Source organism: Leptolyngbya sp. FACHB-321 (assembly GCF_014695975.1).
In the GTDB taxonomy this organism is placed as follows: Bacteria; Cyanobacteriota; Cyanobacteriia; order Leptolyngbyales; family Leptolyngbyaceae; genus Stenomitos.
Map to the genome: position 1 here is coordinate 167,507 of NZ_JACJPI010000065.1, position 16,635 is coordinate 184,141.

The 16,635-nt window shown below is 49.0% G+C and carries 12 protein-coding genes; 5 read left to right on the forward strand and 7 right to left on the reverse strand.

The window, feature by feature from the left end:
- Positions 1 to 77 precede the first annotated feature (77 nt).
- The 4 genes from H6F76_RS17725 to cheB all read left to right on the forward strand — a co-directional run bounded on the left by H6F76_RS17725 (position 78) and on the right by cheB (position 6,787).
- Positions 78 to 1,496 (forward strand): CHASE3 domain-containing protein, encoded by a 1,419-nt coding sequence (locus tag H6F76_RS17725; protein ID WP_242036720.1) that lies wholly within the window; start codon positions 78 to 80, stop codon positions 1,494 to 1,496.
- A gap of 309 nt (positions 1,497 to 1,805) precedes the next feature.
- Positions 1,806 to 3,266 (forward strand): methyl-accepting chemotaxis protein, encoded by a 1,461-nt coding sequence (locus H6F76_RS17730; protein ID WP_190510289.1) that lies wholly within the window; start codon positions 1,806 to 1,808, stop codon positions 3,264 to 3,266.
- A gap of 15 nt (positions 3,267 to 3,281) precedes the next feature.
- The gene (locus H6F76_RS17735) at positions 3,282 to 5,636 is read left to right on the forward strand and encodes a hybrid sensor histidine kinase/response regulator (RefSeq protein WP_190510291.1); all 2,355 of its coding nucleotides are present in this window, start codon (positions 3,282 to 3,284) and stop codon (positions 5,634 to 5,636) included.
- 44 nt (positions 5,637 to 5,680) lie between these two features.
- Positions 5,681 to 6,787 carry a chemotaxis-specific protein-glutamate methyltransferase CheB gene (gene cheB / locus H6F76_RS17740; protein ID WP_190510293.1) on the forward strand — a complete coding sequence of 369 codons (1,107 nt, stop codon included), beginning with the start codon at positions 5,681 to 5,683 and terminating at the stop codon, positions 6,785 to 6,787.
- A gap of 68 nt (positions 6,788 to 6,855) precedes the next feature.
- Here cheB and H6F76_RS17745 read toward each other — a convergent pair whose 3' ends face one another.
- From H6F76_RS17745 to H6F76_RS17775, 7 genes are all read right to left on the reverse strand, one after another.
- Entirely contained in the window at positions 6,856 to 7,503 is a 648-nt protein-coding gene (locus tag H6F76_RS17745; protein WP_190510295.1) for a nucleotidyltransferase family protein, read from the reverse strand.
- Positions 7,485 to 8,642: an XdhC/CoxI family protein gene (locus H6F76_RS17750; protein WP_190510297.1), complete on the reverse strand. Its 1,158-nt coding sequence runs from the start codon at positions 8,640 to 8,642 to the stop codon at positions 7,485 to 7,487. The genes H6F76_RS17745 and H6F76_RS17750 overlap by 19 nt, the downstream gene beginning before the upstream one ends.
- A 25-nt stretch (positions 8,643 to 8,667) precedes the next feature.
- Positions 8,668 to 9,255, reverse strand: coding sequence for an antibiotic biosynthesis monooxygenase (locus tag H6F76_RS17755; protein ID WP_190510300.1), 588 nt, complete (start codon positions 9,253 to 9,255; stop codon positions 8,668 to 8,670).
- Positions 9,256 to 9,383: 128 nt separating this feature from the next.
- Complete coding sequence (locus tag H6F76_RS17760) at positions 9,384 to 11,498, reverse strand: xanthine dehydrogenase family protein molybdopterin-binding subunit (RefSeq protein WP_190510303.1); 2,115 nt, start codon at positions 11,496 to 11,498, stop codon at positions 9,384 to 9,386.
- Complete coding sequence (locus tag H6F76_RS17765; RefSeq protein WP_190510304.1) at positions 11,495 to 12,484, reverse strand: xanthine dehydrogenase family protein subunit M; 990 nt, start codon at positions 12,482 to 12,484, stop codon at positions 11,495 to 11,497. The genes H6F76_RS17760 and H6F76_RS17765 overlap by 4 nt, the downstream gene beginning before the upstream one ends.
- A complete protein-coding gene (locus H6F76_RS17770) occupies positions 12,481 to 13,203 on the reverse strand; it encodes a 2Fe-2S iron-sulfur cluster-binding protein (RefSeq protein ID WP_242036722.1) in 723 nt (240 codons plus the stop codon). Before H6F76_RS17770 ends, H6F76_RS17765 begins: the two co-directional genes overlap by 4 nt.
- A gap of 779 nt (positions 13,204 to 13,982) precedes the next feature.
- Positions 13,983 to 15,392 (reverse strand): glycoside hydrolase 100 family protein, encoded by a 1,410-nt coding sequence (locus H6F76_RS17775; RefSeq protein WP_190447314.1) that lies wholly within the window; start codon positions 15,390 to 15,392, stop codon positions 13,983 to 13,985.
- A gap of 698 nt (positions 15,393 to 16,090) precedes the next feature.
- Between H6F76_RS17775 and H6F76_RS17780 the strand changes: the two genes are divergently transcribed.
- A complete protein-coding gene (locus tag H6F76_RS17780) occupies positions 16,091 to 16,600 on the forward strand; it encodes a hypothetical protein (protein WP_190447311.1) in 510 nt (169 codons plus the stop codon).
- Positions 16,601 to 16,635: the final 35 nt, after the last annotated feature.

Consider the following 16,635-nt stretch of genomic DNA (forward strand, 5'->3'; position numbering starts at 1 on the left):
GATACTCACAAACTCAATCAAGCAAACATACCAATCGACGCACTCGTGTCTTTGCTTACCTCTGAAGGATCATAATTATGAACACGCAACAAATGAAACGCACTCTTAAACTTGGAAGAGCTGTCCAGACAGGCTTTGGGACGATTATAGTGATGATGATTGGCGTAGGCGTTATCTCTAAAATCAGCATGAATGGACTGACGCAATCCATCAATTGGATTACACATACTTATGAAGTCGAAGCAAATTTAAAGGCATTAGAAAAAGACCTTGTTGATGCAGAAACGGGGCAAAGAGGGTTTATTTTTACCAATAAAGACAGCTTCTTAGAACCCTACAATAAATCGTTACAAGCTTTAGAGGCTCGCTTTGCCGAGTTGAGGAAGCTGATGCGGGACAATCCCAAACAAATTGAACGATTGAATCAAGTTGAAGAGCTATCTCAACTCAAGCAGGATGAATTAGCACAGACTATTAGCTTGAAGCGGAAAGGGCAGGAACGGGAGCTTCGAGCGTTGGTGCTCTCAGAAAAGGGCAAAAAATACATGGATGAACTCCGTAGTAAGATTACCGAGATGACTGATGCAGAGGATAAGCTTTTAACTGAGCGTCGGGAAGAGGCAAGCCGGACTGAACAATTTGCGACTTGGGTTTCCATCAGCACCACTCTAATTGCTATTACGTTAGGTGCCATACTGCTGCTGTTTATTACACGCAAAGTTGTGCGACCGCTTAATCAAGTAGCAAGCACAATTGTTAGCTCGTCTACAGAAATTGCTGCCACCGTTGAGCAACAAGAGCGCACTGCCCAAGATCAGGCAGCAGCGGTGAATCAAACTACTACCACCATGGATGAGCTGGGAGCCTCATCTCGCCAGTCTACTGAGCAGGCGGAAACCGCAGCAGCAAGTGCTCAGCAGGTAATGATATTAGTGGATGGTAGAGGTCAAGATAATCTGAGCAGCGGTTCCAGTCTACGCGAGAAAGTTGGCGATATTGCCGAACAAATTCTGCGTTTAAGTGAGCAGGTTAATCAGATTGGCACCATTTCAACCCTCGCCAGTGATTTGGCAAACCAAACCAATATGTTGGCACTGAATGCAGCCGTAGAAGCTGTTAGAGTCGGTGAACATGGCAAAGGCTTTGGCGTGGTTGCTGCCGAAATTCGCAAACTAGCCGATCAAAGCAAGAAGTCGGCTGAACGCATTAATGGTCTGGTTGCCGACGTGCAGAATGCAACTAACTCTACAGTCATGGTGACGGATGAAGGAACAAAGACAGTTGAAAAGATAGTGAGTGCCATTATCAATATTGTGATGAGCAGTCAGCAAATCTCGTTGACTGCAAAACAACAAGCGATCGCCATTCAGCAGGTTGGCGATGCCATGAATGCCCTTAATCAGGGAGCCCTTCAAACGGCATCAGGTATTAACCAAACGAGAGTTGGCACGCAAAAACTGAACGAAGCTGCTTTGAATCTAAAAGCGATCGTTTAAGGCATTTTCATTTTCAGGTAATGATTATGGGTCGCCTCAGTGTTTCTTCAACGTGCCTCATAAGCTACCGCTTTAAAGCTTAAAACTTATTGCGGTCTACGTTTGTTGATTATTGCTAACGTTTCGCGCTGTCATCCAAACTTATGAATTCGATCGAGCAAACTACTACTAAGAGGCTTGTGTCTTTCTTCAAAGCTTGCATCTGAGATATTAATAAGTTTTTTACTTCCTTGCTTTAGCTTTGGGAACCATATAAGAGTTTGGGAACGATAGAGATAATTGCTTAATTAGTAATAGGGGATAGAACTTATGCTTAAGAACATGACCCTTCAAAATCGGTTAATCGGTTCATTTATGTTTATGGGTTCCATCGTATTAGGTGTAGCCCTCGTAGGATGGAGCGGTAGTGCTCAATTGAGCCAGCACATCCACGTGTTGGGCAAAAATAGCGTACCGAGCATTCGTGGTTTGTGGAAAATTAACGAAGGGCAAACTCAAATTCAATCTTCCGAACGAGCAGTGACAAATCCCATTGTGAGTCAGAATAATAAAAGCCTTGAGCTGACTCGAGTTAGCCGAGCTTGGCAACAGATTGATGAAGGCTTTAGAGAATACGAAACGACTCCTCAAACACAAGAAGAGTCTGAGCTTTATAAAAGCTTTCAATCGGATTGGGAAAAGTGGAAGCAAGACCATACAGAGTTTCTGCGGCTGTACCAAACGGCTCAAGTTGGTGGTCTTTCGGCCAAGGAACTGAGCACGCTCAATAATTTCTTAGACAGCCAGGTGCGTGTTTCTTTTGATGTGGCAGAAGCCAAGTTGCTTCAGCTTTTGGAAATCAACAGTGATGTAGCTGCAAACGCTCAGACTTTAGCGGTTCAGGATGTCTCTCGCATTGCTTTTTGGGTTATCTTCGGCATGATTGTTGGTCCTACAACAGCAATTATCTTCGGTATTTACTTTAGCAGAACCATTGCTAAACCACTGGGAGCCAAAATTGCGTCGATCGTCAATGCCATTGTGAGTTCGTCTACAGAGATTGCAGCAACGATTGAGCAACAAGAGCGGATTGCATCAGAACAGGCTGTCTCTGTCAATCAAACCACTACTACGATGGATGAACTAAGTGCGTCCTCGCGTCAATCAGCAGACCAAGCAGAAGCCGCAGCCAATGGTGCCAAGCAGGTGTTGACTCTCGTCGATAGACAGAACCTACAAGCAGGTTCTATGAGCAGCAATGGGTCTAGTTTGCGTGAGAAAGTGGGACAAATCACCGATCAGATTCTGCATTTAAGTGAACAAACGGGTCAGATTGGCATTATCTCGATGTTAGTGAGCGATCTAGCAAATCAGACTAATATGCTGGCACTCAATGCTGCTGTCGAAGCAGTGAGAGCAGGCGAACATGGAAAAGGCTTTGGTGTGGTAGCAGCTGAAATTCGTAAACTAGCTGACCAAAGCAAGAAATCAGCAGAGCGGATTAATGCACTCGTTGTTGACATTAAAAATGCTACGAATTCGACCGTAATGGTGACGGATGAAGGTAGTAAAACGGTGGAGACGATTATTTCAGCGGTGAATGACATTGCCCTGACCAGTCAGCAAATTTCGTTGACAGCCAAGCAACAGGCGATCGCCATTCAACAGGTGGGTGACGCGATGAGCACTCTCAATCAGAACGCTATCCAAACAGCGTCTGGTATTACTCAAACCAAAGTTGGCACGCAAAAACTGAACGAAGCTGCTTTGAATCTAAAAGCGATCGTTTAAGGAATGGTAAATATTATGTTTATTGACGATGATGAGCTTCGTGACATCTTTAAAGCTACTAGTGAAGAACACTTGCAGCAAATGGAAGCAAATGTTCTCCATTTAGAAAAATATCCAGATGATAGCGCTACACTGGAAAACCTGCTGCGCGAAATTCACTCTCTCAAGGGTGATGCTAATATGCTGGGCATCAAGGATATTGGTACCCTAGCTCACCAGTTTGAAGATATTTTAGGATCAGTCAAACGGGGAGAAACTGTCTATTCAACTGAGTTGAGCGATCGCCTCTATCAAGGTTTGGATGCAATGGGTCAACTCGTGCATGCAGCCGTTACGGGAGAAACTGCTGAAACCAACGTGATCCATGTGATGGCTTACCTGATGGGTGCACCCAAGGAGCCAGAGCAAGCGATTGAGCATGAAAACAATGGAAAAGCCATTCTGCTAGAGCCTGTGCAGTTAGCAACCCTTAGCACTAGGGAAGACGAGAGGGACATAGAAGAGAGGGACGCAGAGCAGCGAGACATAGAAACATGGCAGCACAGAGATCTAGAACCCTTTCAGTATGCTACTCCCTCACTTCTCCATGCCCCCAAAGCTTCACTCTCCACTTCAGTCCACCGCATCAATACTATTCGGGTAGAAACGGCAAAGCTTGACACGCTGATGACTCAGGCAGGTGAGTTGACCGTTACTAAAACTCGGATCAATCACCGTCTGGTAGACATTGAAGAACTGCTGACGCTATGGGAAGACTGGAACCGTGATGCCTTCAGCCATCGTACTGCGTGGTATGAAGGGCAGCGGGGTGTTAAAGGGCAGTTTTCATCAGGGCAAGGTTCCCAGCAGCGCCATCAAGAGCGGCTAGAGCAGGTGGGACAGAGGCTCAATCAATTACGGCAGGCTGCCTATGAAGATAGTTCACGGCTAGAAAGCGTTGTCACGGAGCTGGAAGCGGGTATTCAGGCTCTCTGTCTCTTGCCGTTGTCTACTCTGTTTCAGCCGTTCGCTCGCATGGTTCGAGATCTGGCACGGCAGGAAGGTAAAGCGATCGAGTTGGTGATTGAAGGTGGCGACACTCGCGCTGACAAACGCATTCTCGAAGAGATGAAAGATCCGTTGATGCATCTGCTGCGAAATGCGATCGATCATGGCATTGAGCTGCCGGATGAACGCGAACACTTGGGTAAACCGCGCACTGCCACTCTCTACCTGCGCGGCTACCAAACCGCAACAAATATTGTGATTGAAGTGAGCGATGATGGTTGCGGCTTAATGATTGAAACCATCAAGCAAACAGCGGTGCAGCGAGGTGTTTGTCGTCCAGATGACTTTGCAAAAATGAGCGATCGTCAGATTCAAGCGCTCATCTTTGCACCTGGTTTTTCCACCCGCTCGTTAATTACCGAAGTCTCTGGACGTGGGGTGGGATTGGATGTTGTAAAAACGAATGTTGATCGCCTTAAAGGGACGATCCAGGTGGAATCACGCCCCAATGTTGGCTCCACCTTTCAGATTCAGCTTCGTCCAACCCTGGCAACTGCCCACGTTCTATTGGTCGTCGTCGAGGGCGTTTCTTACGCCATTCCCGTCGAGTTTATTGAAACCTCGTTGTTAATGCAGCCAAGCGATCTATTTACAATCGAGGGTCAAACAGCTTTCCTGTTTGCTCAACAGCCGATTTCGATCGTTAAGCTCGCCAATTTACTAGAGCTAAAAGCCCCCTCACTCGTTCCCAAAGCGGCACCCCAAGCTTCTTTCCCCTGCATCATTCTCAAGGTTGGTGAAGAACGACTAGGGCTTTTGGTTGATGCATTAGTAGATGAACAAGATGTCGTCTTAAAAGCACAAAGCCAGTTGCTGCAACGAGTCCGAAACGTCTCTGGAGCGACCATTTTAGGGACGGGAGAAGTATGTATGGTGCTGAATCCGACTGATCTTATTGCCTCGGTGCAAAAGAGAACGATTGTTGATCATGCTCAAACTTCCATGCAAGCAGCTAACCAGAAGCAAGTGGTACTGCTGGTTGAAGACTCGATCGCGATTCGGACTCAGGAAAAACGCATTCTCGAAAGTGCAGGCTATGAAATTATTACAGCGGTTGATGGTTTAGATGCACTAAATAAGCTGCCAACTCGTACTTTTGACGCGATCGTCTCTGACGTACAAATGCCGAATTTAGATGGGTTAACACTGACTGCGAAAGTGAGGCAGCATAAAGAATATAATGAACTACCCATTATTCTCGTCACCTCTTTAGCCAGTGATGAGGACAAGCGGAGGGGTGCTGAAGCGGGTGCCAATGCTTACATTCCCAAAGGCAGCTTTGATCAGACGGTGCTGATTGAAACGTTGAAGCGGTTGGTTTAACACATGATCTACCACCAGCGGCGCATGATCAGTAGTAACGATTCATGATTCATCCTATTCGCGTTTTATTAGTTGAAGATTCTCCCGTCGTTTTAGTGGTCTTAAAACGTCTATTAGCGACTGCTGCGGATATTGAAGTGGTTGGCACAGCGTGCAACGGGCAGGAAGCCCTGGAGCGGCTACCAGCGTTGCAACCAGATGTCATTTGTGTGGATTATCATATGCCTGTGATGGATGGGCTGACGTTTACGCAACGGGTTATGAGCCAGTTTCCTCGTCCTATTCTGGTCATCAGTACATCAGTTCATCCGCAACAGAATGAGCATAATATTTTTCGCCTCTTAGAAGCAGGCGCAGTGGATATTTTTCCTAAACTAAAAGTTGGTACTGATCAAGATTATGAGTCGTTTCGCCAGGTGCTAATCAGTAAAATTAGAGTGCTTGCTGGTGTCAAAGTCTTTACACGCCATAGCCTGAAAACGTCTACCAATAATCAAAGGACAACTATTCTCACGCCAGCGGTAAAGCAAATAAACCAGCCCCTAGAAGGAATTGCCCCTCCTGTCAAAGCGATCGCCATTGGAGCTTCTACAGGTGGACCACAGGCACTCCACACCCTTTTAACTCAGTTACCTGATAATTTGGCACTCCCGATCTTTTGTGTGCAACATATTAGCGAGGGCTTTTTGCAAGGATTGGTTAACTGGCTGGCAGCAGAATGCCGTCTACCCGTCAAAATTGCACAAGCTGGAGCTTTACCGTTGCCGGGAGTCATTTACTTTGCGCCAGAACGAGCACATTTAGAATTCGGTCGTCAGGGGCAGTTTCTTTGCACAGCTTCGGCTCCAGTGGATGGTCACTGTCCCTCTGTTACTGTCATGCTGCGATCGGCGGCTCAGCACTATGGCAACGGGCTAATCGGCATTTTGTTGACTGGTATGGGTCGAGATGGTGCCAGTGGTATGCAAGATGTGGCGCTAGCAGGTGGCAGAACCATTGCTCAAGATGAGCAGAGTAGCGTGGTGTTTGGTATGCCCAAGGAGGCGATCGCGCTAGGAGCCGTTAAACATGTGTTGCCGATTGACGCAATGCCTACGGTACTGGCAAAAATGCTTTCTAAATCGAGCAAGACTCGTTCGGGGTTTGAGTAGAAACTGCTGCTGTTGGTATGCTATCTAGCCGCGCAAGAGCCACGTATAAGAGGCAGTTTGATGACATTCTAAGTCCCACCCAACCTGCTATCGGTTATGGCGTTCAAACCGCTGCTCAACGTAACAGTCGTGTTTAGCAACTGCTGATACTGTGCAGGCGTATCTAAATCAATCGCTCCCTTTGGGAAGGATACCTGAAAAACTTTTTCAGCGTGCTGTTTGATTAAGTACTTAGCACCAACGTTTGCATTCATTCTCCTTAATTCTGTAAATAGAGACCGATCAAACAAAGCAGGCACGCCGATCGTGTCTGCATAGGCAGAGGCAATAATGGGGTGTTGCGTTGCTCGATAGGACGTGACTAATTGATCGAGTAAAGGAGCGGAAACAAACGGTTGATCACAGAGAACAATGACGACTGCGTTTAGATGCTGATCAAGGGTTGTGAGTGCTGTTATGCCAGCGGCGATGGAAGTGCCCATACCGTCTGCCCACTGCGAATTTTCCACGACATGCAGGGCGAGTCCATCAACCTCTAACGTCATGCGTTCTGCATGTGAACCCAGTACAACCACAACCGGATTACAACAAGAAGCGATCGCCACTTCAGCCATGTAGCGCAATAAGCTCCGCCCCTGAAACGGTAACAATTGCTTGGGTGTTCCCATGCGGGTAGATGCGCCTGCTGCCAAAATCATTAAGCCAATGGTAGACATAGGCGCTCTGGATTGGGGTCATGAATGGGTGCATTGCGGTCTCTCAGCATCCCGCCAGTATGGTTAGTCAAAACAGCTTGAATTTCTGCCACGATCGCCAACGCAATTTCTTCAGGGGTTTCAGCACCCAAATCAAGCCCAACTGGATGATAAAGGCGTTGCTGTTGAGCGTTAGTAGGAGCAAACCCTTTGAGGCGTAAGTCTTCCAGCAATTGTTGTGTGCGCTGTTTTGGTCCCAGTACTCCTAGATATTGAAGAGGCGAGGGTAAGAGCGATCGCAATAAGGCTTGATCATACAAATAATGATGCGTCATTACAACCGCGATCGTGCGTGCGGTCAGCGTGAGGTTCGCTGCAAGCTCGTTTGAACTACAAAGTATGACTTCATCTGCTTGTGGGAAACGATCGCGAGTTGCATACGTCGCTCGATGATCAATGACGGTGACATGCCAGCCAAGCTGCTTTGTCAATTGCACCAATGGAATGGCATCATACCCTGCCCCAAAAATTAGCAGCGGTGTCGGTGGCTGAATAACTTCAATCAGCACTTCCACAAAACCATTATCCAACTGATAGGAAATAACTCGCGTTTTCCTTTCTGCAAGTACCCGAGCGGTATCCTGCAATAAAGCCATTGTCAGTTGATGATCCGCAATACGATTGACAACTGTACCATCAGATTTCAGGCATAACCGATCGCCAATTTGAGCAGCTACGTTTCCTTCGATGTGGAAGATGGTGGCGATCGCGACTGGTTCTTTTTGCTGAAAACAGTCTGCAATCCATGCAAGTTGGCTCTTAGCAGAGTCTGTATGCAGCGACTCAAGCAGCACTTGAACAAAGCCGTTACAGCCCATGCCCAAACCCCAAATTAAATCATTACTGGCAGTAGTATCGTATTGTACAGTGATTGGCTTGGATGCTTGAAGCAATAGTGGTTTTGCCCGTTCAAACACATCACTTTCTAGACAGCCGCCGCTAATGGCTCCTACTATTTGACCCGCTTCGGTTAACAACATCCGTGCGCCTGGTCTGCGGTAGACAGAACCCATTGTTTTGACAACGGTGGCGATCGCTGATCGTTGACCAGAACGCTCACTCTGTTCAAATGCCTGAAGGATCGCTTGTAATTCTTTCATTCCATTGATGAGAAATAAACGTTCTCTAATGCTTGCTGGCGCTGCGAGATGAAGCTGGGTAGAGCCAAAAATTCAGCAGCCAGATCAACCAGGGCATCACCGGGTAAGTTAATAATGCAGACACAAAGGTGACTGATACAAATAAACCCAACCAGTGAGGCAATGGTTTCAACAATTGTCCCAGCAGTACATCTGCAAGCAAAATGAGTGGATAAACCGCCAGGATACCGAGAACAACATTCTTGTAATAAGCAGGCCGAGGCAGTGGGTCGGCAGCCTTTGGCGATAACGAAAACCACACTTCAACACCACCAAACTGCTGCTGTGAGCGATCGATCAACAAATCACGACCCTTCTCAACCCACTGCTGGAAGGTTGGAGAGGTTCGCCAAGCTCTGAAATGGGCGTAACTGTCAAACTTTACAATCACCACGTATTCAGGATGGGTATGATCACGAGGACGAATCACATTCACCCCCAGGAAACCTTCAAATTGTTGAGCCGCCTGATTAAACCCTCTAGACCAGGCTTCATACGCTTGAATACAATCTGGTGCAACAACCTCTGAGATGACTAATGTAATTGGATCGGATGGTCGATCGAAGTTTTCCATAACAAGCGGTTGATCGACTGAGAAATGTCGATTGGGCTGGATCTACGAAACCCAACCGACATCAGCAGCTCTGTATGTCTTCAAGTTGGCAAGAGCCAGGATTTGAAGGTGTGTAAAGCAACTTAAGTTTACGCAATCAACTTATCAGGAGTGAGTGGCAAGCTGCGGAGACGTTTGCCCGTTGCATGATAAACCGCATTGGCAATGGCTGCCGAAACACCCGTAATGCCAATCTCACCGACACCACGCACACCCGCCGGATTGAAGTTCAGGTCTGGTTCGCCAACAAAAGCAACATCAATGCGGGGCGTATCGGCATGGGCTGGGAAGTGGTAGGTCGCCAGATCGTAGACGACGGGATACCCTGTATTCGGGTCAAAATGGCATTCCTCCATCAGCGCTTGCCCGATGCCCATTATCACGCCACCACGTACCTGACTAGCAGCGGCTTTAGTGTTGATGATACGCCCAACATCCATCACCGATACCCATCGAGTTACACGTAGGCGTCCGATCGCTTCATCAACACTAACTTCACAGAAGTGGGCACCCCAAGATTGAAACGCCCATTTTTTCGTTTCGTCACCGGGAGCGGAAGAAGCAGAGGCTTCGATCGCCGCCCGTCCCGACTTTTGAAGCGCTGCACAAGCTTCAGTCCCCGTTGTACAGTTAGCAGTTTTCAGGATATCTTGACAGGCTTTCATCACCGTTGGGACGAGGGATGCGGTCATTTGGGAACCACCTGCCAGTCCACCATCGGGCAACTGCGAGTCACCCATCTCCACCCGCACCTTTTCAACCGGAACACCTAATGTTTCGGCGGCGGTAATGGCAACTACAGTGTATGATCCCGTGCCCATGTCATTGCCAGAGGTAAGGACATGGACGGAGCCATCTGGGAGCAGGCGTACTTTTGCCGAGGTTTTGCCACGGAAACCAGGGAACGTGGCAGCCGCCATGCCCCAGCCGATGAGCTTACCATCGCGGGTAAGCGATCGTGGCTGGGGTCTGTCTTTCCAACCAAAGCGCTCCGCCCCAACTTTGAGGCAGTCAGCAAAATGCTTGGCGGAGAATGGCAAGCCCTTACGCTGATGCTCTTTGGCTTCGTTCTTGAGCCGTAGTTCGATCGGGTCGAGCTTTAGCGCCCAGGCAAGTTCATCCATCGCTGACTCTAGTGCCCACATACCCGGAGCCTCACCTGGTGCCCGCATGAAGGTCGGTGTGCCAATGTTCATCACTGCTAGCTCTTGGTTGAGCAGCAGATTGGGAGCGGTGTACATAGCTGGAGTGACCGAGGTACAAGGCTCTGTAAAGACCTCTACAGGCGATGTGCTGGACTTCACTTCATGGGCGATCGCGCTCAACATCCCATCTGCTGCTGCTGCTAGCCGAACGGTTTGCTCTGTTTCAGACCGATGTCCAGCATTGGCAGTTACCTGTCTCCGGCTAAGAACAACTTTCAAGGGACGCTTGATCTGACGAGCAGCAGCGGCAGCTAGAATGCCGTGAGGCCAAGGGAAGGCTTTAGAACCGAAGGCTCCCCCCAAGTAAGGGATGATAATGCGGACTTTTTCGGAGGGCAGCCCAAACAGTTCAGCATAGGTGCGCTGGCTCAAGGCAACAAACTGGGACGGTTCGTAGACCGTGAGGGCATCTGTCCCCTGCCAGTGGGCAATGATGGCGTGGGGTTCCATTGGTGCATGTAGTTCAGTCGAAGTCGTGTAGGTTGCCTCCATCTTAGTCGCGGCACCTGCCATACCTGCGGCAACATCTCCCTTCACAAACTTAAACTCCTCACCCATCTGAGGCGGCGCTTCTTTGAAGACGGCATTCTTCGCCTCGATCGTGGGCTTCTGGGCATCGTACTCGACCTTCACCAGGTGCGCGGCGTGTCTTGCTCGTTCAAAGGTGTCTGCAACCACTAAGCCAATAATTTGCCCAGCGTAATGAATCTGGTCATCGGAAAGGGGCAACCGGGCCTCATAGATTTTTGAGGTCATGAAGTTGTTGCTGGGCTTAAATACCTTGGGGGCGTTCTTGTGTGTAAAAACCGCAGTCACGCCGGGAGCCTTTTCTGCCTCGCGGGTGTCGATCGCCTTGATGCGACCCTTTGAGATCGTCGATGTAACCACAACCCCATGCACTAGCCCTGGAACGTCATGTTCTGCCGAGTAGGTCGCCGTACCTGTGACTTTTGCGTAGCCGTCTTTGCGGTTGACCGCTGTTCCAATCACCTTGCTCATGCGATCCCTCCTCCTTTGGCTGAAACGGTGAGGGCGCGTCTAATCGCCCGCTTTGCTAATTCAACTTTGAAGCCGTTGTATTCAAGGGGCTTGGCTCCTTTCAGGGCGATCTCTGCTGCCTGCTGAAACGTTTCGGTGTTTGCAGCTTTGCCTATGAGAAATGTCTCCGCTTCCGTAAAGCGCCAGGGTTTATGTGCCATGCCACCCATTGCCAACCGTGCTGTTTTGATGCGGCTATCCGCAAGCTCGACTGCCGCTGCGACCGAAACCAGTGCAAAAGCATAGGAGGCACGATCACGCAACTTGAGATACACACTGGACTTGGCAAACGGGGCAGGGGGCAAGATCAGCGCTGTAATGAGTTCTCCCGGTTCTAGATTCGTGTCCCGTTGCGGAGTATTGCCGGGTAGTCGATGGAAATCCGTAAAGGGAATTTGGCGCTTGCCTTTGGAACCTTCCACTTCCACGATCGCATCCAGCGCTGCCAGTGGCACACACATATCAGAGGGATGCACTGCCACGCACTGATCGCTGGCTCCGAACAGGGCGTGGATGCGGTTAATGCCAGTTAAAGCGGCACAGCCGGATCCGGGTTCCCGCTTATTGCAGTCAAAAGCAGTGTCGTAGTAGTAGGGGCAGCGTGTGCGTTGAAGCAAGTTGCCGCCCGTCGTTGCCACATTGCGAATTTGCTGAGACGCTCCCAGCAGAATGGCGCGTGCCAGCATGGGGTAGCTGCGCCGAACTTCGGGATGGTCGGCAACGGCGGTGTTGCTCACCAGAGCACCCAGGCGCAGACCGTCTTTTGTCTGCTCAATGCGGGTCATGTCTAGGCGAGTGATGTCGATCAGTTGGGACGGCTCATCTAGAAAAACCTTCATGCGATCGACTAGATTGGTGCCACCTGCAATAAACATTGATTGAGGGATCGATGCTTGCTGGACTGCCTCTTTCACCGACGTCGCGCGAACATAGGAAAAGTTTTTCATGCCGAGACTCCTGCTTCGCGCACCAACATCGCTGCCGCAGGAGACGGTGGCGTTTGTCCGGTTACCTGCTGCACCGCTGCGACAATCCCGTTGTAAGCACTACAACGACAGAGATTACCGCTCAGACGCTCTTTGATTTCAGCTTCCGAAAGATTTGTCAGTTGGGGAGGACTGGTCAAATCTGCCGTCATAGCGCTGGCGCAACCTCGCTTCACCTCATCCAGAAGCGCAACAGAGGCGCAAATTTGCCCAGGAGTGCAGTAGCCACATTGAAACCCATCGTTCTCAATAAAGGCAGCCTGAACGGGATGCAGCGTATCTCCCTTTGCTAAGCCTTCAATCGTAACAATTTGCTTACCCTCTTGCATGACTGCTAGCGCGAGACAGGAATAGACCCGCTGCCCATCCACCAATACTGTGCAAGCTCCACATTGTCCGTGGTCGCAGCCTTTTTTGCTGCCAGTTAGCTCCAGTCGTTCGCGGAGGGCATCCAGCAGCGTCACCCTTGGTTCGATCGCCAATGTTTGTGACTGACCATTAATGTTAAGGGTTACAGACATTTCACCTTTCCCTGAAACTGGGGATGGCTTTCCAGGTTGAGCAGCAGTGGCTTGATTGAGCAATGAGGGAGCCGCGATCACGGTTCCTGCTGCCGTCAATGCCTGCCCTAGAAAGTTCCGTCGCGTTTTATGTTTCTGACTATCTTGAGGGGGATGCATCAGCCTTACCTCTGGTTTGCGTCCAATCTATGTCAAGACTATAAGGTATTTCACTTGAGTAGCGTTCTTCTCTATACAGGTTTAGGGCACAAAAAAGCTGAAGACATCCAGGTATAGCGTCTTTAAGTAAGAGATGCCCTTCTATGTCACTAAGCTAAGACGCGCAAAATTACGCATTGCAGCCTACAGCTAACACAAGCAGTTGTAGACACTAGCGCAGGCAATCATGCAGTTAAGCAAGCACCAAGTTGAGCAACTTGCTCTGAAACTTCCTCAGAGACTTTAATTGTCTGACCATTTGCTGTCAGAAGCTATTTGCTGCCAGATAAGTAGCTGAGCGTAATGTATTGATAAGATGCCTTTCGACTTCGCGTTCGACTGAGCGCTCACGTCGAAGTTTTAAGGCTTCTAGTCCTAGGTGTGGTTGGGTTGAGCGCCGTCGAAACCCGGTCTCCAAGTCGTGCTTAATTTAGCCCTCCTTCTTAGTAGTCGGTGGCATAACGTTACTAGGGCAGGCAAACGCATCTAAACCGATCGCAAGATGGAGTTCATGGATCGTGGCTAGTAACGTCTCGAAGATCTATAAACTTTAGCTCGTACTGCCTTGCAACTAAGCTCAAAGCAGCAAATCTATTTATAAAAATTTCCTTCAGAAAAGCTTTACGTGTTTACCACGTAAAGCTAAAGCCACGAAGCAAAGTCAGGCGTAAAACTAATACACCTGACTCAAAGCAGGTTGAGGGCAACCCAACGACAGGTTAAATCTCTCTCTCTCCGTGTCATCGTCGCTCGCACACTTTACCCAACAGTGCCAGCATTTCCAGGTCTTCGTCAAAGCTAATCAGGTCAAGGTGTTTGGGGTTTTCAAGGAACTCTCGTGCTAGCAGGTAGCCGGAGATTGTCCAGGTTTGATACTTACGTGAAGCTTTGCCAACAAGTCTGCCATTTCTACCGTCGTAGTATTCGGGCCATTCATCTTCGCTCAACCGTCGTTCAGCCATTTCGATCGCCCGCCAGCCAAGTTCGGGTCTACCTGTTTTTTGAGCAACAGCGGCGAGAGTCCACAGTAAGACAGGCCAGTTGCCGCCGTTGTGGTACGACCAGGGCACGTTCTTGGGGTCGCAGCCTGTAAGAATCTTCCACTCCAGATCTTCAACGGCAGGGAAGCAGATTTTCATAGGCATATAGCCGACGAGATCCTGCCAGCGCTGCTCGATCAAGTCCATAATCGATTGTGATTCGCGTTCGCTTGCCAAGGAGGAGACGATCGCCATCAAGTTGCCCAACGTAAAGAACCGGAAGTCCATTTGAGCAGGACCCAGATTACCAGCCAGATAGCCGCCTTTTTCAGGCATCCACTCGGTGAGCCAATAGGGAATGGAATCGGGATAGATGTTGAACTTGTTGACCGCTGCTTCGCCAAACTCCTCACCTCGATAGCGATAGATGGCATTCAGCCGACTCAAATCCAACCAATAATATTCTCGAATGTGGAAATTTAAGATGCTTAACCGCTGATTGACGACCTGCCGATAAATATCACCTTTGCGCCCCGGAGCAAGCAATTCTTGGGCAGCTCTAAGTGCGGCATAAAAAAGCGCCTGGATTTCGAGGGGATGCCCAAACACTCCCATACGGCGATCGATCATAAACGCACCATCGGGGACAAGCATGGTGGGATACATATCGAAGCGATCAGCTAAGCACAGCTTGAGGATCAAAATAATACCGTTTTGAAACTCTGGATCATGTGCCAGCGTCATATCGCCCGTTGCTTTTACGTACGCTCGTAGCAGAATGATCCACCAGAGGCAAGAATCAACCGGCGTGACTCGACCGATCGCGTGTTCGCCAAAATCTGCCGTCAGGTATTGATGACCGTCCCACGCTTCGACCTTAAAGCTGGCTGGCATCAACCCCTGCCCTGCATTGAAGCAGTCCATCTGCTTATCACTACTTTGCAATCCCAGCGTTTCGACCAAAAAGTTGCGAACAATTTCGTACCGTCCTTTGATCAAAAACAGTAGTGCTGCCGACACATAATCGCGCACAAAGCACTGGTCGTAATTGAGCGATTCAACATATGGGTCGCGTGCTGCTACAGTGCCAACGGGACGACCCCGATAGTGAACAATCGCATCTTCCAACAATTCCCAGGCTTCTTTAACGAAATTGTTTTGTCCTTGCATTGCTTGCCTTGCGCTCCTCGCGCTGTCCATAATTCGGTTTGTACGCGGTCAAAACAACATGAAACCCAGCCAAGTTGAGATCATGACCTCAAACGACTGAGCTTCTTAAGCACTAAGGCTGATCAAGCATTCAAGGTCTTTGTGCGCTCATCAGGCTAGTTTTGTACTCTGCGGCACCCCAGAAAAACGAAACGGTCGCGTACTGCCAACGCTCGTGATGCGCGGCGCTACGGTGATCGCGTCTGCCCAAACAACGTTAGTCAAGCGATCGTTTATAGTCTCTTCAAGCAAAACCTGAATTGAGCGTTAACTGTCTTAAAAAACTTATACGCCTAGCTTAGTTCCTACCAGGAGGGATCTTCAGTAAATTCTTGGTGAGGGAGAGCGTTAAAGTGATCGAGAATGATAAAGATTCAGTAGCCCCGTAATTCTACGTACGTTCTCCGCTGCTTAAATTAGCTTTCAGCCTTTAACGTCCATACTGACTGCTAACTACTGACCACTGACCGCTGAAAACCTTTTGTACTGGCGACCGATGCAGTGTAGGATGAGGCACAGGAATGGTTAGACTTGCCACCACTCCAAGCTCTCGGTTAATGATTGTCCTCAATTATCCGCACTTATAGAGCGCTGCTCTATGCGTTAATTACAGCACCATGCTATAAGCTTTATAGTACAAATGTTTTATTTTTACCCCTATGGTCCAATACACGCTCGTTCAAAGCCCCGAAGTCATTCTGACCGTTCCTGGTAAAGACTCAGTGAAAGCACGCGAAAAAGCAATGGATCAGTTGATCGAACTGATGGATGCTGGCGAACTCCAAACCGAACTTTCTGACGGCTTTGCTCCTCAACAGTTTATTGAAGTGAAAGAACCTACCGCAAACCCCAGCCCCGAAGAAGATGCCGTGACCCATGCGGTGCAGGTACTTAGCAACCTGGCAACGCTGAAGCTCAAACTGCAAGACTCCCGCACAGAAGCACTTCAGGTACGTGCCAAAATTGATATCTTGTTTAGCGATGAACCCGTCAGCGAAGAAGAAATTGCCAGCCTGAAAGATGGCTTCAAAGCTTTGAAAACTTACGCGCAGGCAAACCTTCGCTATAAAGAAGCAAGAAGCCAGGCAGAAGATGCCCGTAGTGTGCTCGATCGCGCCCTCAATGCCACAGAAACAGAACCGAAAGCTAGCAAAAAGGGTGAAAACTAGCGATCGGGCTTTACGTCTTGCGTTATGAGTTGAGT